Here is a 22,697-nt window from a genome sequence, read left to right on the forward strand (position 1 = left end):
GGGAAATCGCCGGACATCCGGCGTTCCCGGCCCGGCGGGCGGGCATCCGCCCCGCACTGCGGGCGGCGGCGGGTCAGAATCCGAGCTTCACCAGCTGCTTGGGGTCACGCTGCCAGTCCTTGGCCACCTTGACGTGGAGGTCGAGGTAGATCCGGGTGCCCAGGAGCGCCTCGATCCCCTTCCGCGCATTGGTGCCGACCTCCCGCAGGCGGCTTCCGCCCTTGCCAATGATGATCGCCTTCTGCGACGGCCGCTCCACGTAGAGGTTGACGCGGACATCGAGCAGCGGGTTGTCCTCCGTCCGGCCCTCGCGCGGCACGATCTCCTCGACCACCACGGCCAGTGAGTGCGGCAGTTCGTCGCGCACGCCTTCCAGCGCCGCCTCCCGGATGAGCTCGGCCACCATGACGGCCTCCGGCTCATCGGTCAGCTCGCCGTCCGGGTAAAGCGGGGGCGACGGCGGCATGTGGCTGATCAGGACATCCGCCACCGTGCCCACCTGGAACCCGTCCGCGGCCGAGACCGGCACGATGTCCTTCCAGCCGTCCTCGCCCAGCACTTCCCGGCCGAGCGCGGCGACGGCCAGCAGCTGCTCCGTCAGGGCCTGTTTGTCCACCAGGTCAGCCTTGGTGACGAGGGCGATCACCGGCTTGCGGCCCACGGCGGCGAGCTGGGCCGCGATGAACTTGTCGCCGGGGCCGATCTTCTCGTTGGCGGGGATGCAGAACCCGATCGCGTCCACTTCCGCCAGGGTGTCGGCAACGAGGTCGTTCAGGCGCTTGCCCAGCAGCGTGCGGGGACGGTGCAGGCCGGGGGTGTCCACGAGGATCAGCTGGGCGTCCTCGCGGTGGACGATCCCGCGGATGGTGTGCCGGGTGGTCTGCGGCTTGGCGGAGGTGATGGCCACCTTCTTGCCCACCAGCGCGTTGGTGAGGGTGGATTTGCCGGCGTTGGGCCGGCCCACCAGCACCGAGAATCCGGCGTGGTACCCGCCGAACGGTTCTTCGCCGTCGGCCTTATTCTGCTTGCTCACGTGGAACTCCCTGTTGCATTGGTTGGGCCTCGTCGAGAAGCTCGTCAAGGTCAGTGTTGGTTGGAACGGCGCCTTTTGGTGCAGCGGCCGCGATGATGTGGCTAACGCGGTTCCGGCGGCCCTCCAGCCGCTCGGCCCGCAGCGAAACGCCGTCGAGGTCCACGGCGCTGCCCACGATCGGGACCCTGCCGAGGGCCTTGGCCAGCAGGCCGCCCACGGTGTCCACCTCGTCGTCGTCCAGCTCGATGCCGAACAGCTCGCCGAGGTCGTCAATCCCCATCCGTGCGCTGACCCGGTACGTTCCGTCGCCCAGGTCGACGACGGCGGCGCTCTCGGAATCGTATTCATCCACGATTTCGCCCACGAGCTCCTCGATCAGGTCCTCCAGCGTCACCAGCCCGGCCGTTCCGCCGTATTCGTCGATGACGATGGCCACGTGGGTGGATTCCTTCTGCAGTTCCCGGAGGAGGTCGCTGACCGGCTTGGAATCCGGAACGTAGCGGACCTCGCGCGCCAGCGCGTCCACCACCGGCGGTTCGGCCTCCGGGTCCATGCCGTGGATCGCGGCGGCCACGTCCTTGAGGTAGATGATGCCCAGGATCTGGTCGGTGTTTTCGCCGATGACCGGGATCCTGGAATAGCCCGACCGCAGGAACAGCGACATGGCGCTGTGCAGGCTTGAGCCGGCGTCGATGGTCAGGATGTCGGTCCGCGGCACCATGACGGCGCGGACCAGGGTGTCGCCGAACTCGAAGACGGACTGGATGAGTTCGGCCTCGTTGTCCTCGATCATGTCCGACTCGGTGGCCCGGTCAACCAGCTCACGGAACTCCTCCTCGCTGAAGTAGGAGTCGTCTCCGTTGGGTGAACCGGGGGCCACGGCACTGCCCAGCCGGACCAGCCAGGCGGGGATCGGTCCGAGCACCCAGGCGAGGAACCGGACCAGCGACGCCGAATACTGCGCCACAGCCGCCGGATGCGAACGGCCCAGCTGGCGCGGCGACACACCCACCAGCACGAACCCGAGCACCGCCATGATGCCCGTCGCTGCCAGGCCGGCCAGCCACACGTTGTCCAGCAGGCTGTAAAGCAGCACGGCCACGGCCACGGCGGAGGCCGATTCGAACCAGATCCGCCAGAAACGCAAGGCACGCATGTGCGTCATCGGCTGGTCGAGGATCCTCCGCAGCGCCCGGCCCTGGCTCCCCTGGATCGCCTGCTCGGCGTCGTGGCGCGGAAGAAAGCTGAACGCCGCCTCGGCAGCAGTCAGCAGCGCTGCGGCACCGAGAAACGCCAGCGCCATGCAGACAAGGAGCAGGGAGGTCACTGGGTGGTCTCGGCCGGTGCTTCTTTGCCGGTGAATGCCGTCAGCAGGTCGCGCTGCAGGCCGAACATTTCTGCCTTCTCCTCGGGTTCGGCGTGGTCATAGCCGAGCAGGTGGAGGATTCCGTGCGTGGTCAGCAGCAGCATCTCGTCCTGCGTGGTGTGTCCGGCGTTGCGCGCCTGGACCTCTGCCACCTGGGGGCAGATCGCAATGTCGCCCAGCATCCCCTGCGGGGTGGGCTTGTCCGGGGTTCCGGGGGTCAGCTCGTCCATGGGCACGGAGAGCACGTCGGTGGCGCCCGGCTCGTCCATGAGTTCGATGTGCAGCTTTTCCATGGCCGGCTCGTCCACCAGCAGGATGGACAGTTCCGCCTGCGGATGGATGTACAGCTGCTCGAAGATGAAGCGTGCCAGCGCCACCAGCCGGGCTTCGTCCACCTGGACGCCGGATTCGTTGTTAACTTCGATGCTCATGCGTGCTCTCCCGTCGTTCCCGGGGAACGGAATGCTTGACCCGGTTGCGTTGTGCTTCGTCCCAGATGCTGTAGGCGTTGACGATGTCCCCCACCAGGCGGTGGCGGACGACGTCGGCGGCGTCCAGAACGGAAAAGCTGACGTCATCGATTCCGGTGAGGATCTCCTCAACGATGCGCAGGCCGGAGCGGGTTCCGAACGGAAGGTCCACCTGCGTGACGTCGCCGGTGACCACCATCTTGGAGCCAAAGCCGAGGCGGGTCAGGAACATCTTCATCTGTTCCGGCGTGGTGTTCTGCGCCTCGTCCAGGATGATGAAGGCGTCGTTCAGCGTCCGGCCCCTCATGTAGGCGAGCGGCGCGACTTCGATGGTGCCGGCAGCCATCAGGCGAGGAATCGATTCCGGGTCCATCATGTCGTGCAGGGCGTCATACAGCGGCCGCAGGTACGGGTCGATCTTGTCGCTGAGCGTTCCGGGGAGGAAGCCCAGCCGTTCGCCCGCTTCAACGGCGGGGCGGGTGAGGATGATCCGGCTGACTTCCTTTTGCTGCAGCGCCTGCACCGCCTTGGCCACCGCCAGGTAGGTTTTGCCGGTGCCCGCGGGGCCGATCCCGAAGATCACCGTGTTGGAGTCGATCGCGTCCACATAGTTCTTCTGGTTCAGCGTCTTGGGCCGGATGGTCTTGCCCCGGCTGGACAGGATGTCGTGGGTCAATACCTCCACCGGGTTCTGCAGCGACTGGCTCCGGAGCATCGAAACCAGCTGCTGGAGGACTGCCGGCGTGATCACCGTTCCCCGGGCTACCAGCCCCCGGACTTCATTGAGGAGGCGCATGATCCGCGGAACATCGGCCGCGGGCCCATTGATGGAGAGCTCGTTGCCGCGGACGTGGAAACTGACGGCCGGGAACTGGTCCTCGATAAAGCGGAGGGCTTCGTCGTGGCTACCCAGCGACTGCACCATCTGATCAGAGTTATCGAAGATGACCACCTCCGTCCGGACACCGGGAAGAGTATGGGGGAATTCACCCGTGGTGCGGTCCCCTGTGTTGAGGCGGCGCTTTCCGTTTGCTGATTCAGTCATGGTGACGGCCCTCGGGCCTACGGTTCCCTCCAGTTCGGAATATAACTCGTTTGTGTCTTTACATCTTACGCCAGCGCACGCCCCGGCCCGCCGCCCCGGAAGGTCACAGCGGACCGCAATTCCGTAACGCGTTCCCGCAATTAGGTATCAACTTTGTATCGGCCTCATATCGTTCCCGTTGCAGTTCGGCTGCCTGCCGCGAAAGGCACGCGGCGCCCCAAAGTCTCGTGTAATGCTGGAAAAGGAACTCGCCGGAAACGGTTCGGCGTGCCCGCAAGCAAATCCTCGTTTGAAGGGATCGCCAGCATCAGTCAGCCAGGAACTCCGGGCCGGAAAGTACCGCGGATGCGCTCCGCCGTGCTGTCCGCGCTGCTTCCTGCTGCCCTGCTGCTGACCGGCTGCATCGCCGACCCCGATCCCACGGTGACGTCCGCCAATTCCCCGACGTCCTCCTCACGCCGGGCCGCCGGCACGGACGGCGTTCCCACCACCAGCGCGCCGCTGGAAACAACGCAGTCGTCCAACAAGGCGCCGGTTTACTGGATCGGGCGGAGCAACAGCAACGTCTTCCTGTACCGCGAGTTCCGTGACGTGCCGGACGATGAGAACCCCATCACGCGCGCCCTTCGCGCCATGATGTCCGAGACGCCGCTGGACCCGGACTTCTTCACGCCATGGCAGAACCCGAAGAACCTCGCCACGTCGATCTCGGGCACCAACGTCATTACCGTGGACGTTTCCGCGGACGCTTTTAACAGCAACCTCGACGCGGACATGGCCCAGCGGGCCATTCAGCAGCTGGTGTACACGGCAACGGCCGCCGGAGCCAGCTCGGGCCTGATCGACGCAGGCCAGCAGATCGAAGTGGTGATCCTGGTGGACGGGCACACCGACTACCTGGCTTTCAAGCACGTCAAGCTTGGCTCCCCCACGTCCCGCAGCGCCGGAATGGTTGCCCCGGTATGGATCATCGATCCGCAACAGGGCACCGTAGTCGGTGACGGGCGGGTCAAGATCTCCGGGCGAAGCACCGTCCCCAAGGGCAAACTCCACTGGCGCATCCTGAAGGTCCGGGACAACGGCGACAAGGAAAGCTACCTGACCGGCGAAGTCACGGCGGCAGCTGATCCGGCCGCCTCCGGAGTCTTCGGCATTAGGGTCAACCTCGCGCCCGGCAACTACGAGGTGCGCGTCTCCCAGGTCAGCCCAGGCCGGCCGGAGGACGAACTGAACGTGGACTCGCGCGGATTCACCGTCCGCTAGCGGTCCCCGCCGGCTGCGCCGGCTTCCCCGCGTCCGCAACGCCCGCCGTCGGGCATTTTTCATCAAGACCTGCATTTTTGATCGAACCCTGGTCTTTGATCGAACGCTGGTCTTTGATCGAACCCCGGGTTTTTTGATCGAATCTTGAGGCAAGCCCGATCTGCCCTTGATCAGCGGAGGCGAGAATGGTCGCAGACCATCCAGGAGGTGCAGGGGGCAGTGACGAACAGCAATCCCGTGGACCACACGCAGGCCGCGCTTCCAGGCCTCGAACTGCCCGACTCTGACAGCGGACCTCCGGCGTCCGGGCACCCGGAGGTACCTGCAACCCCAGCGGCAGGGGCGCCGGCCTTGTTCCCGGTCTACCCCTTCATCTGAGGCCCTTCAGCAGGGGTGCCGCAGCTGCCTGCCGGTAGGGGCCGGCGGCGACTGGGGGGAGGTGCCCGGTCTCGAAGGCACTCGACGCCGCCGGCCTGTATCCAGTCAACACCGGACCGGCCCTTCGCACACGAGTAGTCCGTACGCGATTCTGCGACGTCGCCGCTACCCGATTGCGCAGGTGGAGGCGGGCTACCAGCGTCCGAGGACGTCGCTGGCAATGACGACGCCGGCCGGTCCCGCCGTCGATGACCGCAGGACGTGCGGTCCCAGCAGTGCCGTGACCGCACCGGCACTGCACAGTCGGGTGACCTCTCGCGGGCTGATGCCCCCTTCAGGGCCGACGATGAGGAGGATCTCGCTGGGGCCCATCCCCTCCTGGTGCTTTTCGCGCCAGTCCCCAAGGACCCGGCGCAGCGGTGTCACCGCGTCCTCATGCAGAATCACCGCAAGGCCGGCCTCCGCCACTTCCCTGGCCAGGGCCTGGGTCTCGACGGCGGGACGCACCTCGGGGATCCAGGCGCGCCGCGCCTGTTTGGCGGCGGCCGTGACGGCGGACTGCCATTTGCCGTGGGCTTTGGCGGCGCGGTCACCCTTCCACCTGACGATGGAGCGTTCCGACTGCCAGGGGATTACCGCGTCGACGCCGAGTTCGGTGGCGGTTTCGATTGCGAGTTCATCCCGGTCTCCCTTGGCGAGGGCCTGGACGAGGACCAGACGGACGGCCGGCCGCTGCTCCATGGTGACAGAAGCGCATTCGACCGTCAGTTCGGCGGGGGCAGCTTCGGTGACCGTTCCGGTGATGCGTTTGCCGGCGCCGTCGGCGATGTCCACCTGCTCCCCCACGGACAGGCGCTTGACGGTGACCGCGTGCCGGGCCTCGGCGCCGTCAAGGACGAACAGCGATCCGCGAGCGGTGCTGTCCAGCGCGCCGGCCGGGGTGAAGAATACGGGGTTGCTCACCGCTACAGGTTACCGAGGCGGTCCCGCAGTTTGGCGAAGACGCCGCCGCTGGCCGCAAGCTTGCCCTCGGAGAACTGCTCTCCGCGGAGCTTGGCCAACTGCCGGAGCAGGTCCTCCTGGGCGGGGTCGAGCTTGGACGGCGTTTCCACCTGCAGGTGGACCTTGAGGTCGCCGCGGCCGTAGCCGCGCAGGTGGGTGACGCCGAGGCCCCGGAGAGTGATGATCTCGCCGGACTGGGTGCCCGCCTTGACGTCGATCTCCTGCTTGCCGTCGAAGGTTTCCAGGCTCAGTTCCGTGCCGAGGGCGGCGGCGGTCATGGGAATGTTCAGGGTCGCGTGGAGATCGTCGCCCTCGCGGACGTAGGTGGAGTCGCTGTTGACGCGGATTTCCACGTAGAGGTCGCCGGAGGGGCCGCCCGCGGGGCCGGCCTCGCCCTGTCCGGAGAGCTGGATGCGCGTTCCGGTGGCCACGCCTGCCGGTACCTTGATGGTCAGGGACCGGCGGCTGCGGATGCGGCCCTGGCCGCTGCATTCGTTGCAGGGGTCCTTGATGACCGTGCCGAAGCCCTCGCACGAACCGCAGGGGGCTGCGGTCATGACCTGGCCGAGGATGGAGCGGACTGCCCGCTGCACCTGGCCGCTGCCGCCGCAGATGTCGCAGCGTTCCGGGTGCGTGCCCGGCTGGCAGCAGGAGCCTTCACACGTGGGGCAGGTGACGGCCGTGTCCACTTCCAGCTTCTTGTTGACGCCGAAAACGGCGTCGCGCAGGTCGATCCGGACGCTGATAAGTGCGTCCTGGCCGCGGCGGACGCGGGACGCCGGCCCGGAGGTGCCGCCGGCGCCGAAGAAGGTGTCGAAGATGTCCTGGAACGCGAAGCCTTGGCCGGCGTAGCCGCCGCCGAAGCCGTTGTCGGTGCCGTTCTCGTTGCCGGTGGTGTCGTAGACCCGGCGCTTCTGCGGATCGGACAGCACCTCATAGGCGTGGGTCACGGCCTTGAACCGTTCCGCGGCGTCGTCGCCCGGGTTGACGTCCGGGTGAAGGGAGCGGGCCAGCTTGCGGTAGGCCTTTTTGATCTCTTCGCCGGTGGCTTCCGGGGAGACTCCAAGAACGTCGTAGTGGCTGCTCAAAGTTCGTATCTCTTCCTGGTTGTACTGCCTGTGGTCAGAGGATGTCCGGGGAGTGCTGTCACGGTCCCAGAATCCTCGAAAGGTAGCGGGCCACCGCGCGCACGGCGGCCATGGTGGTGGGATAGTCCATCCGGGTGGGGCCGAGGATGCCCACCTTGGCGCTGGCGTCGGGGCCGTAGCCGGTGGCCACCACCGACGCTTCGGCCAGCCCATCGTAAGGGTTTTCGCGGCCGATGCTGACGGCCACTCCCCGCGGGTCGTGGGCCATGTCGCTCAGGAGCTGCAGCATAACCACCTGCTCCTCGAGGGCCTCCAGGACGGGTCCGATGCTCAGCGGGAAGTCCACGTTGGACCGCGCGAGGTTGGCCGTTCCGGCCATGACCATCCGGTCTTCCCGACTGTTGTGGGCGAGGCCTTCCAGCCCCTTCCCGAGGGCAACAGCCGCATGGCGCTCGGCGGGTGCGCAGCCCGCCACGACGGCGGCCAGGTGCTGGGGCAGGATTGCCACCGGCGTTCCGGCCACGCCTGTCAGGAACCGGGTGCGCAGGGCCGCGAGTGTGTCGTCTGACAGGTCCTGCCCGACGTCGACAACACGCTGGTCCACCTTTCCGGAATCGGCGATCAGCACGATCAGCACCTTTCGGGGCGCCAGCAGCACGAATTCGATGTGCCGGACCACGGCGCGGCTCAGGTGCGGGTACTGTACGACGGCGACCTGGTTGGTCAGCTGGGACAGGAGCCTGGCCGTCCGGTCCAGGACGTCGTCAAGGTCCTCGGAGCCCTCGAGCAGGGTCTGGATGGCTCGTTTCTCCGCCGGCGAGAGCGGCTTGACCGCCGAGATCTGGTCGACGAAAAGGCGGTAACCCTTGTCCGTGGGGATCCTGCCGGCGCTGGTGTGCGGGGCCGTAATGAGGCCCTCGTCCTCCAATGCCGCCATGTCGTTGCGGATCGTGGCGCTGGAAACGCCCAGGTGGTGGCGCTCCACCAGCGCCTTGGAGCCGACAGGTTCGCGGGAGTGGACATAGTCCTCCACGATGGCGCGCAGCACCTCAAGCTTCCGTGGTTCGCTCACAGTCCACCTCCTTTTGGCCATAACCGCGCCGGGCGTCAATCCCGCCCGCAAACGCCGTGGTTAGCACTCGACATGCCTAAGTGCTAACAAGTCTAATATGAGTCGCCGCGTTGTTAGCATTGGTACCGCTCCGGGCGAAATTCCGGGCGCCTGTCCCCCGGCGGCACGCACGCTGCCGGAGCGGCTCCTTCCTGTGCAAATTCCTAATGCAAAGCGGTGAACGAATGCAGTACCAGAACTGGGGCCCGCAGGAGATTGCGGCGCCTGCCAAGAGCAGCCTGCCCGAGGTGCCGGTGGAGCGCGGGATGGTGCTCGAGGACGTCCAGTCCGGCTGGGTGGGCGCGGTGACCCGGGTGGAGAAGTCCGGCGGCATGCACGTGGTGGCGCTCGAGGACCGCCGCGGCAAGTCCCGGTCCTTCAAGCTTGGCTTCGGATTCCTCCTGGACGGACAGCCGATCCGCCTGATGCCCCCGGCTCCCAAGGCCAAGCCGGCAGGGTCCGGCACTGCCGCACGGACGGCGTCGGGCTCGGTTCGGGTGGAAGGGCAGCGCGCCCAGGTGGCCAAGGCCAGCCGCATTTGGGTCGAGGGCAAGCATGATGCCGAACTGGTGGAAAAAGTCTGGGGCGACGACCTCCGGGTGGAGGGTATCGTCGTCGAACCCCTGCACGGCATCGACGACCTGGCGGCGGCAGTTGCTTCCTTCCGCCCCGGTCCCGGCCGCAGGCTGGGCGTTCTGGTGGACCACTTGGTCCCCGACTCCAAGGAGTCCAGGATCGCGGACGCCGTGATGGCCTCCCCCGGAGCTGCCGGAAACGTGTTGATCGTGGGCCACCCGTACGTCGACGTCTGGCAGGCGATCCGGCCGTCGGTGCTGGGGATTCCGCAGTGGCCTGTGGTGCCGCGCGGCACGGACTGGAAAACGGGCATCCTGACCGCCTTCGGCTGGCCGCACGAGACCAAGGAGGACATTGGCCTGGGCTGGCAGAAACTCCTGGGCGCCGTCCGCACCTATGCCGACCTCGAGCCCGCGCTGCTGGGCCGCGTGGAAGAGGTCATCGATTTCCTGACCGTGCCGTAGTTCCCGCCGCGGCGGTTCCGGGTTTCAGCGTCGAGCCAGCGATTGCCCCAACGGCCCGGTATCCTTGGTACGGCGTCACCGCACCGCGGGCCCGGCGCCGCACCAAAGCACCAACGCACCAACGCAAGCAAAAGGAAGACACCGTGGCAGAAGACGCTCGCGACCGCAGGGACACACAGTCCGGCCAGGACCTGCCCCAGTACCATGGCGTACCGGCCAACGCTCTTCCGCTGACCGCCGGCGAAGACCGGCAGTGGGCCACCCTGGCGCACTTCGGCGGCATCCTCGGCTGCGTTCCGGCGCTGCTGATCTACCTCATCTTCCGCGACCGCGGGCCCTTCACCGCGCAGGAGTCCAAGGAAGCGCTCAACTTCACCCTGCCGCCCACCATCGCGGCCTTCGTGGCGAACCTCCTGGTGCTGCTTCCCGTCGTCGGAAACCTGTTCGCCGTCATAGCCACGCTGATCTGGATTGCGCTGACCTGCTTCGCGGTGTCCGCGGGCGTCCACGTCAACAAGGGCCAGCCGCACCGTTACCAGTACAACCTCCGCTGGATCAAGTAGCGAAAACGAAACGCGGGGTCAGTTACAGCCCGATCCTTCGAGGATATTGGGCTGTAACTGGCCCCGCGTTGGTTTTAAGGGATCAGTCAGGCAGGATCCGGCGGACCACGGCATCGGCCAGCAGGCGGCCCTTCAGCGTGAGGACCAGACGCCCCTTGAACGCCTCCTCCGGCACCACGAGGCCGTCGGCGATCAGCCCGGCCACGGCCTTTCGTCCGGACGGCGAAAGGGCGGCCGTCTCGATCCCTGAGGACAGCCGGGCCTCAAGCATGACCTTTTCGACGCCCCGCGTTTCGGCATCGAGCGTCTCGCGGCCGGCCGCTGGCGAGGCACCTGAGCCGAGCCGGCCGGCATAGGCGGTGGGGTGCTTGACGTTCCACCAGCGCACCCCGCCCACATGCGAGTGAGCGCCGGGACCGATGCCCCACCAGTCATCCCCGCGCCAATAGGCGAGGTTGTGGCGGCAGGCCTGATCCGGCGTCGCGGACCAGTTGCTGACCTCGTACCAGTGCAGCCCCGCTTCGGTGATCATCCGGTCGGCGAGTTCGTACTTGTCGGCGTGGTCGTCGTCGTCGATTCCGGGAACTTCGCCACGGCGGATCTGGGCTGCGAGCTTGGTGCCGTCCTCCACGATCAGCGCGTAGGCGCTGATGTGGTCCGGCTGGTAGGACAGCGCAGTCTCAAGCGAAAAGCGCCAGTCCTCCATTGACTCGCCCGGTGTGCCGTAGATCAGGTCCAGGCTGACTGCCAGGCCGGCGTCGCGCGCCCACTGCACCACGAGCGGGACACGGCTGGGCGTGTGGGTGCGGTCCAGGACCTTCAGCACGTGCGGCACAGCGGACTGCATGCCGAACGAGACCCGGGTGAAGCCCGCATCGGCGAGCAGCTGCAGGGATTCCGGCGTGACCGAGTCCGGGTTGGCCTCCGTGGTCACTTCGGCGCCCGGTTCGATCCCCCACCGGTCGATGGCGGCGCGGAGGATTCTGGCCAGGTCCTCGGCCGGCAGCAGCGTCGGCGTGCCGCCGCCGAAGAACACTGTGCTCAGCTTCCGGGCCGGCAGCCCCGACTCTTCAAGGACCCGCGCGGCAAAGTCCACTTCCGAGATGGCGGTGGAGGCGTAGGCGTCCTGGGACGCCCCGCCGCCTAGCTCTGTTGCCGTGTAGGTGTTGAAGTCGCAGTAACCGCAGCGCACAGCACAAAACGGGATGTGCACATACAGTCCGAAGGCCCGGTTGGCTGCACCCTCCAGCGCCTGCGGCGGCAGCAGGCCGTCCGACGGTGCTGGGTCGCCCAGGGGAAGAACGCTAGGCATGGGTGCGGCCTCCGGAGATTCCGGCCACGGTCATCACTACTTCTTGGCCTTGTCCTTGGATTCGTCGGTGGTGAGGGCTGCGATGAAGGCTTCCTGCGGAACTTCCACGCGCCCCACCATCTTCATGCGCTTCTTGCCTTCCTTCTGCTTTTCCAGCAGTTTGCGCTTGCGCGAGATGTCACCGCCGTAGCACTTGGCCAGAACGTCCTTGCGGATGGCGCGGATGGATTCACGGGCGATGATGCGGGATCCGATGGCGGCCTGGATGGGCACCTCGAACTGCTGCCGCGGGATGAGTTCACGCAGCTTGCCGGTCATCATCACGCCGTAGGCGTAGGCCTTGTCCTTGTGGGTGATGGCGCTGAAGGCGTCCACCTGTTCGCCCTGGAGCAGGATGTCCACCTTGACCAGGTCGGCGACCTGTTCGCCGTCGGCCTTCCAGTCCAGCGAGGCGTAGCCGCGCGTCTTGGACTTGAGCAGGTCGAAGAAGTCGAAGACGATCTCGGCCAGCGGAATCCAGTAGCGGAGCTCCACACGGTCCTCGGACAGGTAGTCCATGCCGCGCATCTGGCCGCGGCGGCCCTGGCAGAGCTCCATGATGGAGCCCACGAACTCGTTGGGGGCCAGGATGGTGGCGGCCACCATGGGCTCGCGGACCTCGTTGATCTTGCCGGACGGGAACTCACTGGGGTTGGTTACGGTGAGGACATTCTTGTCCTCGAGGGTGACCTCGTAGACCACGTTGGGGGCTGTCGAGATGAGGTCCAGGTTGAACTCGCGCTCCAGGCGTTCACGGACAATTTCGAGGTGCAGCAGGCCAAGGAAGCCCACGCGGAACCCGAAGCCCAGCGCCGCTGAGGTCTCGGGCTCATAGATGAGCGCGGCATCGTTGAGTTTCAGCTTGTCCAGAGCGTCACGGAGCACCGGGTAGTCCGTGCCGTCCAGCGGATAGAGGCCGGAGAACACCATCGGTTTGGGATCGGCGTAACCGCTCAGTGATTCTGTCGCCGGTTTGGCCAGGTTGGTGACGGTATCGCCCACCTTGGACTGGCGGACGTCCTTCACACCGGTGATGAGGTATCCCACCTCGCCGACGCCCAGGCCCTTGGACGGCGTGGGCTCCGGGGAGCTGACGCCGATTTCCAGGAGCTCGTGGCTGGCCTTGGTGGACATCATCTGGATGCGCTCCCGCGGGTGGAGCATGCCGTCAACCACGCGGACGTACGTGACCACGCCGCGGTACGTGTCGTAGACGGAGTCGAAGATCATGGCCCGCGCAGGCGCCTCGGGGTCGCCGACGGGAGCGGGCAGGTCGCGCACGATCTTGTCCAGCAGGGCCTCGACGCCCACGCCGGTCTTGCCCGACACCAGCAGGACGTCCTCCGGGTCGCCGCCGATGAGGCCCGCGAGCTCGGCCGCGTACTTCTCCGGCTGCGCGGCAGGCAGGTCGATCTTGTTCAGGACCGGGATGATCGTCAGGTCGTTTTCCATGGCCAGGTACAGGTTGGCCAGCGTCTGGGCCTCGATGCCCTGGGCCGCGTCAACAAGCAGGACTGCGCCTTCGCAAGCCGCCAGGGAACGGGACACCTCATAGGTGAAGTCCACGTGGCCCGGGGTGTCGATCATGTTCAGCGCGTAGCTGACGCCGTCCAGTTCCCACGGCATGCGGACGGCCTGGGACTTGATGGTGATGCCGCGTTCGCGCTCGATGTCCATGCGGTCCAGGTACTGGGCCTTCATGTCCCGCGCCTGCACCACGCCGGTGGACTGCAGCATGCGGTCGGCCAGGGTGGACTTACCGTGGTCAATGTGCGCGATGATGCAGAAATTCCGAATAATGGCCGGATCTGTCGCGGCGGGCACCGGGGCGGTGCGGGCCATGGGAGACACGCAGGGTCCTTACTGTTGGCATTTCAGCGGCGTTGTTCAGGCTGAACTCTGGCGATCCTGCTGCCGGCCGCATATCTGATCCTCTAGTCTCCCACGTCCGGGGCGCTGACAGTACATTTTGCGCGGTCCACCCACGACGTCGGGCAGCTTAGTCCGGCAGCTTTGTCCGGCTACTGTCGGGCAGCTTTGAAGGGCGCGCGGGTTATGGTGGCCCCCATGGCTTCGGACTTCTCCTCCATCGGCGGCGCCGTCCGCAGTGTGCTCCGCTTCCTTGGAGTGCTGAGGCAGCCGCCGGTCCGCACCCCGTCACCGGACCGGGGCAGGCCCGAAAACGGTCCCCGGCTCTCCGCCGGCGTAACCGGGACGTATCCGGGCGACTTCACCGGCACGGCGGCCCTGCGGTACAGCCCCTCCCCCGACGGCCGCCCGGACCCGGGCGAGATTGTGTGGACGTGGGTTCCCTTCGAAGAGGACCACTCGCGCGGCAAGGACCGGCCCGTCCTCCTGGTCGGCAGCCACGGGAAGTATCTGCTGGGCCTGATGCTGACCAGCAAGGACCATGACCGCCACCCGCATGCCCGGCTCGGCTACGTCGATATCGGGACCGGGAACTGGGACAGGCAGGGCCGCGCCAGCGAGGCCAAACTGAACCGCGTCCTGCAGATCCACCCGGCCGATATCCGGCGCGAGGGTGCGGTCCTGGACCGGAAGAAGTTTAGGCTGGTGGCGGGCGAGTTGCGGCGGCTGCGCGGCTGGAAGTGACGGCGACGCGCCGCCCCCGGCCTGAATGGCCACAAATGGCCCCGACCTGCTAGTATTTTTAGCTGTGTGTCCGTGCAGGTCGACGGTCACTGATGGCTGGCCGCCATAGGTATCCCCACGCCGCTCAGTCAAGGCCAGCCTGAAAGCCCTCTAGACCATTTCCGCATTACAAAGAGAGTTCACACGTGGCAAATATCAAGTCCCAGAAGAAGCGCATCCTGACCAACGAGAAGGCTCGCCTGCGCAACAACGCAGTCAAGTCCGAGCTGAAGACGGCCATCCGCGCCGTCAACACCGCCGTTGAGTCCTCTGACAAGGAAGCTGCTACTACTGCGCTCGTTTCTGCCAGCCGTAAGCTGGACAAGGCTGTCAGCAAGGGTGTTCTGCACAAGAACAACGCTGCAAACCGCAAGTCGGCGATCTCCAAAAAGGTCAACGCACTCTAAGGTTTTCCAGTTCATCTGAACTGATGCTTGTGGCCGGCACCATTGGTGCCGGCCACTTCTCTTTTAACTTACACCGGCTCTTTCAAAGCACGACGGCGGGAACCTCCGACGGCGGGACGGACGGCATGTCCCTGCCACTGCGAGTCGGCGACGGCAAGGCGTCCGACGCTGCGGTGGCGCCGACGATGAGCCCGGTGGCTGGCTGGCCCGTTATTTCGTCTCCTCGAGGGAAATCGCGGCCGGCTCCCGCTGGGTCGCCGCCCAGCTGGCCAGGACTTTCAACGCGTCCTCGGAAGGTGTCCCGGGTTCGGCGGTGTACACGTTGATGCGCAGCCCCGGATCGCCGGGCAGCTCGAGCGCTTCGAAGCTTAGATCCAGATCCCCGACGATCGGATGGTGGAGCCGTTTCCGGCCCGTGCGGTGGTATTTCACGTCGTGCCGGGCCCAGCGGGAGCGGAACTCCTCACTCCGGGTGGAGAGTTCACCGATCAGGTCCGTGAGGTCTTTGTCGTAGGGGTTTTTCCCTGCCGTGGAGCGGAGTACCGCAACGATGTCGTCCGCGGCCCGCTCCCAGTCTGCAAAGAACTTCCGCGCCTTCGGATTCAGGAAGGTGAACCGTGCGCTGTTCGGCGGCGTGACCCGCTCCGCCATGAGGTCCAGGTACAGCGCCCGGCCGAGTTCGTTGGCGGCCAGGACATCCCCGCGGTCATTGCGGACCCAGGCGGGCGCCGCAGTGATGGCATCGATGACGCGCTGCACGCTCGGCCGGACAGTCTGCGGGCTGCGTTTCCGCCGCGTCCGGGGGGAACTGGTGGCCGCGCGGGCGAGGTCGAAAAGGTGCGCCGTTTCCGCCTCATCGAGCCGCAGAGCTCGCCCAAGGGCCTCAAGGACGCTGTCCGACGCACCGGTGAGGTTGCCGCGCTCCATGCGTATGTAGTAGTCGACGCTCAGTCCGGCAAGCATCGCGACTTCTTCGCGGCGCAGGCCAGCCACCCGTCGGTTGCCGCCGTAGAGTGGCAGGCCGGCTTCGTCGGGACTGAGTCGGGCCCGGCGGGAGGTCAAAAACTTCCGCACGTCGTCGCTGTGTGTCATGGCCTCAAGGCTACGCGGGCCATGATGGCCGAGGGAGGGTCTGGCATTACTTGGAACGGCAGGAACTCCCGCGCACGTGCAGGCCAGGGTTGCATTGAATGCATGAACGCCGCCCCCATCATCCGCTCCCCGGCCGGTGGCCGTCCTTGCGGTCATCCTCGCCAGCTGCTTCATGATGACGATCGCGGCGTTCTGCCCCGGCCTGGTGCTCGTTGTCCTTTTAGCCCCGGTGCGGCGGCGGCTGGCGAACTGACGTCCCCCCCACCAACAACCAACCCATCTGATTAGCGTGAAAGGCATGACCATGGAATTCACACTCAATAACGGCGTCACGATTCCCGCCCTTGGCCTGGGCGTCTTCCAGAGCCCGCCGGAGCAGACGACTGCGGCGGTCGAGGCCGCACTGGCCGCCGGCTACCGGCACATCGACACCGCCGCCGCGTACGGCAACGAGAGGGAGGTTGGCGACGGCATCCGCCGTTCCGGTCCCGACCGTCCGGACGTCTTCATCGAAACCAAGGTCTGGGTCAGCGACTACGGCCACGACCAGACCCTGCATGCTTGGAAGAAGGCAGCCGGCAAGCTTGGCACTGACTACCTGGACCTGTTCATTCTGCACCAGCCTGCACCCGACCGGTTCGAAAAAACCATCGCCGCGTACAAGGCGCTGGAGACGTTGCTCGCTGATGGGCGCGTGCGGGCGATCGGCGTCAGCAACTTCATGCCCCACCACCTCGAGGAGCTGCTCGCGGCCACGGACGTAGTTCCCGCCGTCAACCAGATCGAAGTGCACCCCTACTTCGCGCAGCCGGCTGTCCAGGCAGCCGACGCCGTTAACGGCATCCTCACGCAGGCGTGGTCCCCGATCGGCGGCATCACCTTCTACCCCGGCTGGGGCGAGAACCGCCGGAATGTGATGGAAGAACCGGCGATTGCCGCCGTCGGGAATGCGCACGGCAAGACCCCCGCCCAGGTGATGCTGCGCTGGCACCTGCAGCAGGGCCGCTCCGCCATCCCCAAATCGACCAACCCGGCGCGCATCAGCGAGAACTTCAACGTCTTCGACTTCGAGCTCAGTTCCGATGAGCTGGCGGCCATCGACGCACTGGACACGGGCGTGCGCAACGGACCGGATCCGGACGAAGCCCGCCCGGAGCGCTTTGCCATGGTCATCCCCGAAGCCTAAGACCCGAGAGAGAGAAGGAACCAGCATGGAATACCGCCACCTCGGCCGCACCGGTGTGCAGGTCAGTCCCCTATGCCTCGGCGCGATGATGTTCGGGCCCTGGGGCAACGACGACCGCTCCGACTCCATCCGCATCATCCACCGCGCACTTGACGCAGGAATCAACTTCGTCGACACCGCCGACGTGTACTCCGGCGGCGTTTCGGAGGACATCGTCGGGGAGGCGCTCCAGGGCCGGCGCGACGACGTATTCCTCGCCACCAAGTTCTTCATGCCCATGGGTGACGGCCCCAACCAGCGCGGAGGATCCCGCCGCTGGATCATGCGCGCGGTTGAGAGTTCCCTGCGCCGCCTGAACACCGATTACATTGACCTCTACCAAGTCCACCGGCCCGGCCCTGACACGGACGTGGAGGAGACCCTCGGAGCCCTCACCGACCTCGTCCGCCAGGGCAAGGTGCGCTACATAGGGTCCTCATCCTTCTCCGGATCCCAGATCGTGGAGGCCCAGTGGGCGTCCCGGGAGCGGCACCTGGAGCGTTTCGTCACGGAGCAGCCGCCATACTCGATCCTGGTACGCGGCATCGAGGAGGATGTTCTCCCTGCGGCGCAGCGCCACGGGATGGGCACACTGACATACAGTCCGCTCGCCGGCGGCTGGCTCTCCGGGCGCTGGCGGAAAGACAAAGCCTCCTCCCCCACCTCGACCGCCCGTCCGGGCGCCAGGTTCGATATGACGAGCCCGGCCAACCAGCGCAAGCTCGACATCGTCGAGGAACTCGCCCAGCTCGCCGACCAGGCGGGGCTTAGCCTGATCGAGCTGGCGATCGCGTTCGTGATCAACCATCCCGCCGTCACGGCAGCAATTGTCGGTCCGCGCACCATGGAGCAGCTGGAGTCCTATCTCCCGGCGGCCGGCCTGGCCCTGTCCACCGATGTGCTGGAGCGCATCGACAAGATCGTCGCACCCGGTGTGACCGTCAATCCCGAAGACAACAGCTACGGAGCCCACGAGCTCACAGCGCAGGCCCGCCGGCGGAGACAGCAGTGAGCTAACGGCCGCGGGCGGCGGAGGCGATGACGGTGACGGCGTGTTCGACGGCGTAGACGGGATCGCGGGAAAGGCCTTTGACCTGGGCGTCAGCCTCGGCCGTGACCTGAATCGACCGGGCGAGGCCTTCCGGCGTCCATCTGCGGACGTCACGCTGCGCCTGCTCCACGAGCCAGGGCTGCATGCCCAGTTGCTTGGCGATTTGCGCAGCCGAGCCCTTGGCGCCCGCCACCTTGGCGACGGTCCGCAGCTTCGCCGCCAACGCGGCGACGAGCGGTACCGGATCGGCACCCGTTGCCAGCGCGTGGCGGAGCGTGGACAGGGCAAGCGGGCCGTTGCCGGCCATGGCTGCGTCAGCCACCTTGAAGGCTGTCGCCTCGATCCTTCCGCCGTAGTACCTGTCGACCATGTCGGCGTCGACGGCGGTCGAGGCGTCGGCAACGAGCTGGCTGCACGCGGCCGCAAGTTCGGACAGGTTCGCGCCGACGGCGTTGACCAGGGACTGGACCGCGTCGGGCGTGATCCGCCGGCCGGCGGCCTTGAATTCCGCCGTGACGAAGGCGGTCTTCTCCGCGTCCTTTTTCAGCGGCTGGCAGTCGACAATCGGCCAGCCGCCGGCCTTCACGGCGTCGAGCAGCTTCTTGCCGCGCGTTCCGCCTCCGTGCCGGAGCACCAGCACGGCGTCCTGCTCGACGTGTTTGAGGTACGTCAGTCCGTCGGCCAGGAAAGCGTCATTCATAGCTTCGAGGCCGTCCACCTCGATCAGCTTGCTCTCACCGAACAGCGACGGGCTGACGTTCATGGCCAGCGCCCCGGCCTCGTATGCGCCGGCACTGAGCCTGGTGACTTCCACGTCGGGAGCCGCCGCACGTACCTGGGTCCGGATACGGTCCATCGCCCGGATGCCGAGGTACTCCTCGGGGCCTGTTATCAGGACGACGGCCGCAGGGGTTACGTCCCGCCAGGACGCCGAATTGGCTGCCGGCGTCTTCGGTCGTTGCTGGGCAGCGGCCACTCGTGATTCCTCCCGGAGTTCAAATTGCAGACTCTAAGTCTCCCACGGCTCCCGGGGGCGGTGCGGCGGAGCCGGACCTCAGGCAGCCGGTCCAGGAAGCGCACGGTGTGGGCGTGGGCCGCCAGGACCAGTTTGACGGTGTGGGCAGGATGGACGGCAATCCACAAGGCGACCAGCGTCAGCATGGAAAACAGCAACATGGTCAGCAGGCCGAACACCCCTTCCGGCCATGACGGTGCGGCGCCGGGAAGCCCGGCCGTGAAGCGGGCGATGGAAGCCACGGCACCGGCAAAGAGCCCCGCAATGCCGATTAGCACAGCCGCCAGCCACGGCAGGAAGGGCAAGACGGGCACAGCAGCGGTACCCAGGATGGTGACGGGCGCGACGAGAGGGGCTACCAGGACATTGGCCAGCAGCGAATACGTGGCAAACTGCGGCTGCAGCAGCACAATGACCGGGCCGCACAGCACCTGGGCTGACAGCGGAACCGCGACCGCCGCCGCAACCCAGCGCGGCACGCGGGGCGGAAACCAGCCCATAATGCTGCGTCCCAGCACAATAATCCCCAGCGTGGCCAGGACAGAGAGCAGGAACCCGAAACTCGCGCCCAACTCCGGTTCCACGAGCAGCAGGGCGATCACGGCGAGGCAGAGGAAGCTCAGTCCCCTGCCGGCCCGGCCACCTGCAAGGGAAGCGACGGCAACAGCTCCCATCAGCGAGGCCCTGAGGACGCTGGCGTCCGGTCCCACCATGAGGACAAACAAACCAAGGCCTGCCAGGGCGCATGCCGCGGCAGGGATCCTGCCCAGGCGCAGCGAACGTGCAGCCAGCAGCAGCGCACCAAGAATGAGGCTGCAGTTGGCCCCGGAGACGGCAGTCAGGTGTGTCAGGCCAACGGTTTTCATGACCGTTTCCAGTTCCTCGCTGAGTCCGCCCGTGTCGCCGGTAACCATGCCGGGAAGCAGGCCGCGAGCATCGGGGGGAAGCCAGGCGGAGGCCGAAGCAAACCGCTTGCCCAAGGCAGCCGGGGCCTGCTGCCAGTCCTGTGCCGCTGCCAGCCGGGCGGGCGGCGATGAAGCGGTCAGAATTGCCGCCTCGACGCGGCCCGCATCCGGAGGCCGGAGCTTTCCTGTCACCCTGATCAACTGGCCGGTGCCCGCGTGTTGCCACTCGTGACCGCCGATGATGACCACCGGGAGCTGGGCCCGCGCGACTTGGCCTCCCGACGTCAACGCCCGGACCACCGCCGCCACCGCCCAGCGTTCGGCGCGCCCGGAGGGGCCCGGCGTCTTGAGGGCACGCGGTGCCCCGGTCAGCTCGGCTTCCGCCACAACTGATTTCCGCCCGGCGATTAGTCCGGCCATGTGCTCGTCCGAGCGCTGCGCCGATGACACCGCCGAATGTGCAGTCGATGCGGCGGCCAGCATGAGTGCTGCGGTGAGCGTCGTCAGGAAGGTGCGCCGCCAGTGTCCTCCGGCTTTCTTCCTCCGCAGGACCATGGCCAGCAGTGCGCCGGCGGATGCCGCAAGTCCACTCCAAACAAGCAGGAGAGTGGTCGGCGTCAGCCAGGGCCCCGCGACGGTGGCTGCCCAGACCAGCAGTGTGGCGGGGACAAGGCGAAGGTCGGTCCGGCGGCGGTTCTGTTCAGCTGCTGCCGTGTCCTTTGGGTCCGGCAGCAAACGACGGCGGATGTCAGCTCGAATCTTGCCACTGAGGACACTCGCGGCTCTGGGGCGGAATGGAGGCCCCGGACTGATAGGTGGAGCAGGTGCGGCGGCGCCCGGTGCAGAACCGTCCTGTCTGGAGCCTGTAGCCGCGGAGTCGCGCCGTGCAGAGTCAACCCGTGGAGACTCCACGGCGGCTTGGACATAGCGGTGCCACCGACTGGGTGCGCGTCCGTTCCTGCCATCCATGTCAGATGGTCACCAGCGGAAGGAGCGTTTCCAGCATTTTGGGGCCGACGCCGTCGACGGCGTCCAGTTCCTCCGGCGATTTGAAGGGGCCCTGCTGCATGCGCCAGTCGACGATCCGCTGAGCCAGCACCGGGCCCACCTTCGGCAGTTCTGCGAGCTGTTCGGCGGTGGCCGTGTTGAGGTTGACCTTGGCTCCCGCACCGCCGCCCGCAGCCCCGGGGCTTCCACCGCCAGCGGGGCCACCCCCGCCCGACGTGCCGCCCGACGTGCCGCCCGACCCGGGGCGGTCCGCCGGCGGGCCACCCGACGTGTCAGCCGGTGCCGCCTCCCCCCGACGCGGCACGTAGATTTTCTGTCCGTCTTCCAGCAGGGACGCAAGGTTGAGGCGGTCGAGGTCTGCATCCCGGCTGCCGCCTCCGACAGCAGCGATAGCCTGGTGAACCCGGCTCCCCCGCGGAAGCCGGACCACTCCGGCCTTTTTCACCGCCCCGGCAACGTGCACCACAACATTCCCCGCCGCCGGGCTTTTGCTGTCCGCCCCGTTTCCTTCTTTTCCGTCGGCGTCGTTCCCATCACCGTTAGTCCCGTCTTCGTTCGACCCGCTTTCCGTGCCGCCATTCTCCCGGTCAGACGGGTTGCCGGCCGACTCGCCCGCCGCGTCGTGGGTGAATGAACTGAGCGGAATGACAACGGGTCCGTTGGCCGCCGCCTGCCACCAGAGCAGTGCTCCGGCAAGCAGCGACAAGACGCCCACCAATGCCGCCGCGCGGATACCAAGGCGCCAGCGCAAGCGTGGTTCCAACACTTCGCCGGACTTCGCAGACCCGGCCGAACCTGACTGCCTGCCGTAGACAAAGCCACCTGTAGTGCCCGGCTCCAGCAAGCCCGTAGCGCCGTCACCCGGCCGCCGGTCGGTCACTTCATCGCCGGGGAGGCCGGGCGTGGCTGGCGGCCCGAGGGAGGCCGCCAGTCTTCTGGCCGCCGGTGTCTCCACCGTGCCCGCCCGACCGGACGCACGGCCCCCGCCAACGCGCGACTGATCGCGGGCTGCGGCTCCAGCGGTCCGGCGTGACATATCCACCACGCTAGGAAACGGTCAATCCCACCGACAGTCCCGTCATGCCCTATGTGGATAGTTCAGTTATCGCTGGTAGGTGATGTACGCCTCGTACTGCACGCGCCACTTCTCCGGCTCCTTGGGATCGGGGATCGTGGTGGTGAGGAACTGGACGCCGGTCACCTGGCCCTTCAGGTACTTCAGCCATTTCGTGACTTCGTCGGCCACGTCCCGGTCCAACTGTGCGACGTGGTGGACTTGCATGGACATGGGGCCTCCTTGCTCGGTGGGGAGACTGTACTACCAGCGGCCCGCCGCTGGTAGGGCATGAACAGTTGAGGCATTCGTGCAGCGCAGGCGTGAGCAGTCGTTTAGGCGCCCCGACGACCGGAACGTTGGGGCAGGAGTCTTCCCAGGCTGCTGGCGAGGATGCCCAATCGGGCCATGGGTCCACTGGCAGTGGAGGTTCGTGTCCGTCGAGAGCCAGCGAGTTCTCGACATAGATATGGGGAGCCTCCAAGATTCCGGGCCCGGGTCACCGGACACGCCTGAGTAGCCGTAGACGCCGATGGGGTTGTCTGGATCGTCTGGAACCAAAGAGTCGGACCGAGTGC

Annotated in this window: 21 protein-coding genes; 7 read left to right on the top strand and 14 right to left on the bottom strand. The window is 66.7% G+C overall.

The features are described from left to right. Window positions 1-73: 73 nt before the first annotated feature. The 4 genes from era to ACFRAH_RS09825 are packed head-to-tail and all read right to left on the bottom strand — an operon-like array spanning window position 74 to window position 3,914. Window positions 74-1,033, bottom strand: a complete 960-nt coding sequence (era, locus tag ACFRAH_RS09810; RefSeq protein ID WP_377990704.1) for a GTPase Era — start codon at window positions 1,031-1,033, stop codon at window positions 74-76. Beyond that, complete coding sequence (locus ACFRAH_RS09815) at window positions 1,017-2,360, bottom strand: hemolysin family protein (RefSeq protein WP_377990705.1); 1,344 nt, start codon at window positions 2,358-2,360, stop codon at window positions 1,017-1,019. Before ACFRAH_RS09815 ends, era begins: the two co-directional genes overlap by 17 nt. Then, window positions 2,357-2,830 carry an rRNA maturation RNase YbeY gene (gene ybeY / locus ACFRAH_RS09820; protein ID WP_377990706.1) on the bottom strand — a complete coding sequence of 158 codons (474 nt, stop codon included), beginning with the start codon at window positions 2,828-2,830 and terminating at the stop codon, window positions 2,357-2,359. The genes ACFRAH_RS09815 and ybeY overlap by 4 nt, the downstream gene beginning before the upstream one ends. Beyond that, window positions 2,814-3,914: a PhoH family protein gene (locus ACFRAH_RS09825; protein ID WP_076802834.1), complete on the bottom strand. Its 1,101-nt coding sequence runs from the start codon at window positions 3,912-3,914 to the stop codon at window positions 2,814-2,816. Before ACFRAH_RS09825 ends, ybeY begins: the two co-directional genes overlap by 17 nt. A 345-nt stretch (window positions 3,915-4,259) precedes the next feature. Here ACFRAH_RS09825 and ACFRAH_RS09830 point away from each other — a divergent pair, with 345 nt between their 5' ends. Then, complete coding sequence (locus tag ACFRAH_RS09830) at window positions 4,260-5,177, top strand: GerMN domain-containing protein (RefSeq protein WP_377990707.1); 918 nt, start codon at window positions 4,260-4,262, stop codon at window positions 5,175-5,177. A gap of 570 nt (window positions 5,178-5,747) precedes the next feature. Here ACFRAH_RS09830 and ACFRAH_RS09835 read toward each other — a convergent pair. The 3 genes from ACFRAH_RS09835 to hrcA are packed head-to-tail and all read right to left on the bottom strand — an operon-like array spanning window position 5,748 to window position 8,717. Next, window positions 5,748-6,518 (bottom strand): 16S rRNA (uracil(1498)-N(3))-methyltransferase, encoded by a 771-nt coding sequence (locus ACFRAH_RS09835; RefSeq protein WP_377990708.1) that lies wholly within the window; start codon window positions 6,516-6,518, stop codon window positions 5,748-5,750. Window positions 6,519-6,520: 2 nt separating this feature from the next. Then, window positions 6,521-7,645, bottom strand: coding sequence for a molecular chaperone DnaJ (gene dnaJ, locus ACFRAH_RS09840; protein WP_377990709.1), 1,125 nt, complete (start codon window positions 7,643-7,645; stop codon window positions 6,521-6,523). A gap of 58 nt (window positions 7,646-7,703) precedes the next feature. Next, on the bottom strand, window positions 7,704-8,717 hold the full coding sequence (gene hrcA / locus ACFRAH_RS09845; RefSeq protein WP_377990710.1) for a heat-inducible transcriptional repressor HrcA: 1,014 nt from the start codon (window positions 8,715-8,717) through the stop codon (window positions 7,704-7,706). A gap of 224 nt (window positions 8,718-8,941) precedes the next feature. Between hrcA and ACFRAH_RS09850 the strand changes: the two genes are divergently transcribed. Next, complete coding sequence (locus ACFRAH_RS09850; RefSeq protein WP_377990711.1) at window positions 8,942-9,796, top strand: DUF3097 domain-containing protein; 855 nt, start codon at window positions 8,942-8,944, stop codon at window positions 9,794-9,796. Between the two features lie 143 nt (window positions 9,797-9,939). Continuing rightward, the gene (locus ACFRAH_RS09855; protein WP_377990712.1) at window positions 9,940-10,359 is read left to right on the top strand and encodes a DUF4870 domain-containing protein; all 420 of its coding nucleotides are present in this window, start codon (window positions 9,940-9,942) and stop codon (window positions 10,357-10,359) included. An 82-nt stretch (window positions 10,360-10,441) separates the two neighbouring features. On the opposite strand, the gene hemW is transcribed toward ACFRAH_RS09855, so the two are convergent. Together hemW and lepA are read right to left on the bottom strand one after the other, a co-directional pair. Then, on the bottom strand, window positions 10,442-11,671 hold the full coding sequence (gene hemW / locus ACFRAH_RS09860) for a radical SAM family heme chaperone HemW (RefSeq protein ID WP_377990713.1): 1,230 nt from the start codon (window positions 11,669-11,671) through the stop codon (window positions 10,442-10,444). A 36-nt stretch (window positions 11,672-11,707) separates the two neighbouring features. Next, window positions 11,708-13,561, bottom strand: coding sequence for a translation elongation factor 4 (gene lepA, locus ACFRAH_RS09865; protein WP_377990714.1), 1,854 nt, complete (start codon window positions 13,559-13,561; stop codon window positions 11,708-11,710). A 216-nt stretch (window positions 13,562-13,777) separates the two neighbouring features. Between lepA and ACFRAH_RS09870 the strand changes: the two genes are divergently transcribed. Further along, window positions 13,778-14,323, top strand: a complete 546-nt coding sequence (locus tag ACFRAH_RS09870; RefSeq protein WP_377990715.1) for a type II toxin-antitoxin system PemK/MazF family toxin — start codon at window positions 13,778-13,780, stop codon at window positions 14,321-14,323. Window positions 14,324-14,508: 185 nt separating this feature from the next. Further along, window positions 14,509-14,769 (top strand): 30S ribosomal protein S20, encoded by a 261-nt coding sequence (gene rpsT / locus ACFRAH_RS09875; RefSeq protein WP_003800822.1) that lies wholly within the window; start codon window positions 14,509-14,511, stop codon window positions 14,767-14,769. Between the two features lie 210 nt (window positions 14,770-14,979). Here rpsT and ACFRAH_RS09880 read toward each other — a convergent pair whose 3' ends face one another. After that, complete coding sequence (locus ACFRAH_RS09880; RefSeq protein WP_377990716.1) at window positions 14,980-15,861, bottom strand: helix-turn-helix transcriptional regulator; 882 nt, start codon at window positions 15,859-15,861, stop codon at window positions 14,980-14,982. A gap of 304 nt (window positions 15,862-16,165) precedes the next feature. Between ACFRAH_RS09880 and ACFRAH_RS09885 the strand changes: the two genes are divergently transcribed. Together ACFRAH_RS09885 and ACFRAH_RS09890 are read left to right on the top strand one after the other, a co-directional pair. After that, the gene (locus tag ACFRAH_RS09885; RefSeq protein ID WP_377990871.1) at window positions 16,166-17,047 is read left to right on the top strand and encodes an aldo/keto reductase; all 882 of its coding nucleotides are present in this window, start codon (window positions 16,166-16,168) and stop codon (window positions 17,045-17,047) included. 25 nt (window positions 17,048-17,072) lie between these two features. Further along, a complete protein-coding gene (locus ACFRAH_RS09890; protein ID WP_377990717.1) occupies window positions 17,073-18,098 on the top strand; it encodes an aldo/keto reductase in 1,026 nt (341 codons plus the stop codon). 1 nt (window position 18,099) lies between these two features. On the opposite strand, the gene holA is transcribed toward ACFRAH_RS09890, so the two are convergent. From holA to ACFRAH_RS09910, 4 genes are all read right to left on the bottom strand, one after another. Continuing rightward, window positions 18,100-19,113, bottom strand: coding sequence for a DNA polymerase III subunit delta (gene holA, locus ACFRAH_RS09895; RefSeq protein WP_377990718.1), 1,014 nt, complete (start codon window positions 19,111-19,113; stop codon window positions 18,100-18,102). After that, the gene (locus ACFRAH_RS09900; protein ID WP_377990719.1) at window positions 19,050-21,026 is read right to left on the bottom strand and encodes a ComEC/Rec2 family competence protein; all 1,977 of its coding nucleotides are present in this window, start codon (window positions 21,024-21,026) and stop codon (window positions 19,050-19,052) included. The genes holA and ACFRAH_RS09900 overlap by 64 nt, the downstream gene beginning before the upstream one ends. Before the next feature lies 1 nt (window position 21,027). Beyond that, on the bottom strand, window positions 21,028-21,816 hold the full coding sequence (locus tag ACFRAH_RS09905; protein ID WP_377990720.1) for a helix-hairpin-helix domain-containing protein: 789 nt from the start codon (window positions 21,814-21,816) through the stop codon (window positions 21,028-21,030). A 351-nt stretch (window positions 21,817-22,167) separates the two neighbouring features. Then, on the bottom strand, window positions 22,168-22,353 hold the full coding sequence (locus tag ACFRAH_RS09910) for a hypothetical protein (protein WP_377990721.1): 186 nt from the start codon (window positions 22,351-22,353) through the stop codon (window positions 22,168-22,170). Window positions 22,354-22,697 lie beyond the last annotated feature (344 nt).

The sequence above is a fragment of the Arthrobacter sp. NPDC056727 genome (genome assembly GCF_042790555.1).
Lineage (GTDB): Bacteria > Actinomycetota > Actinomycetes > Actinomycetales > Micrococcaceae > Arthrobacter.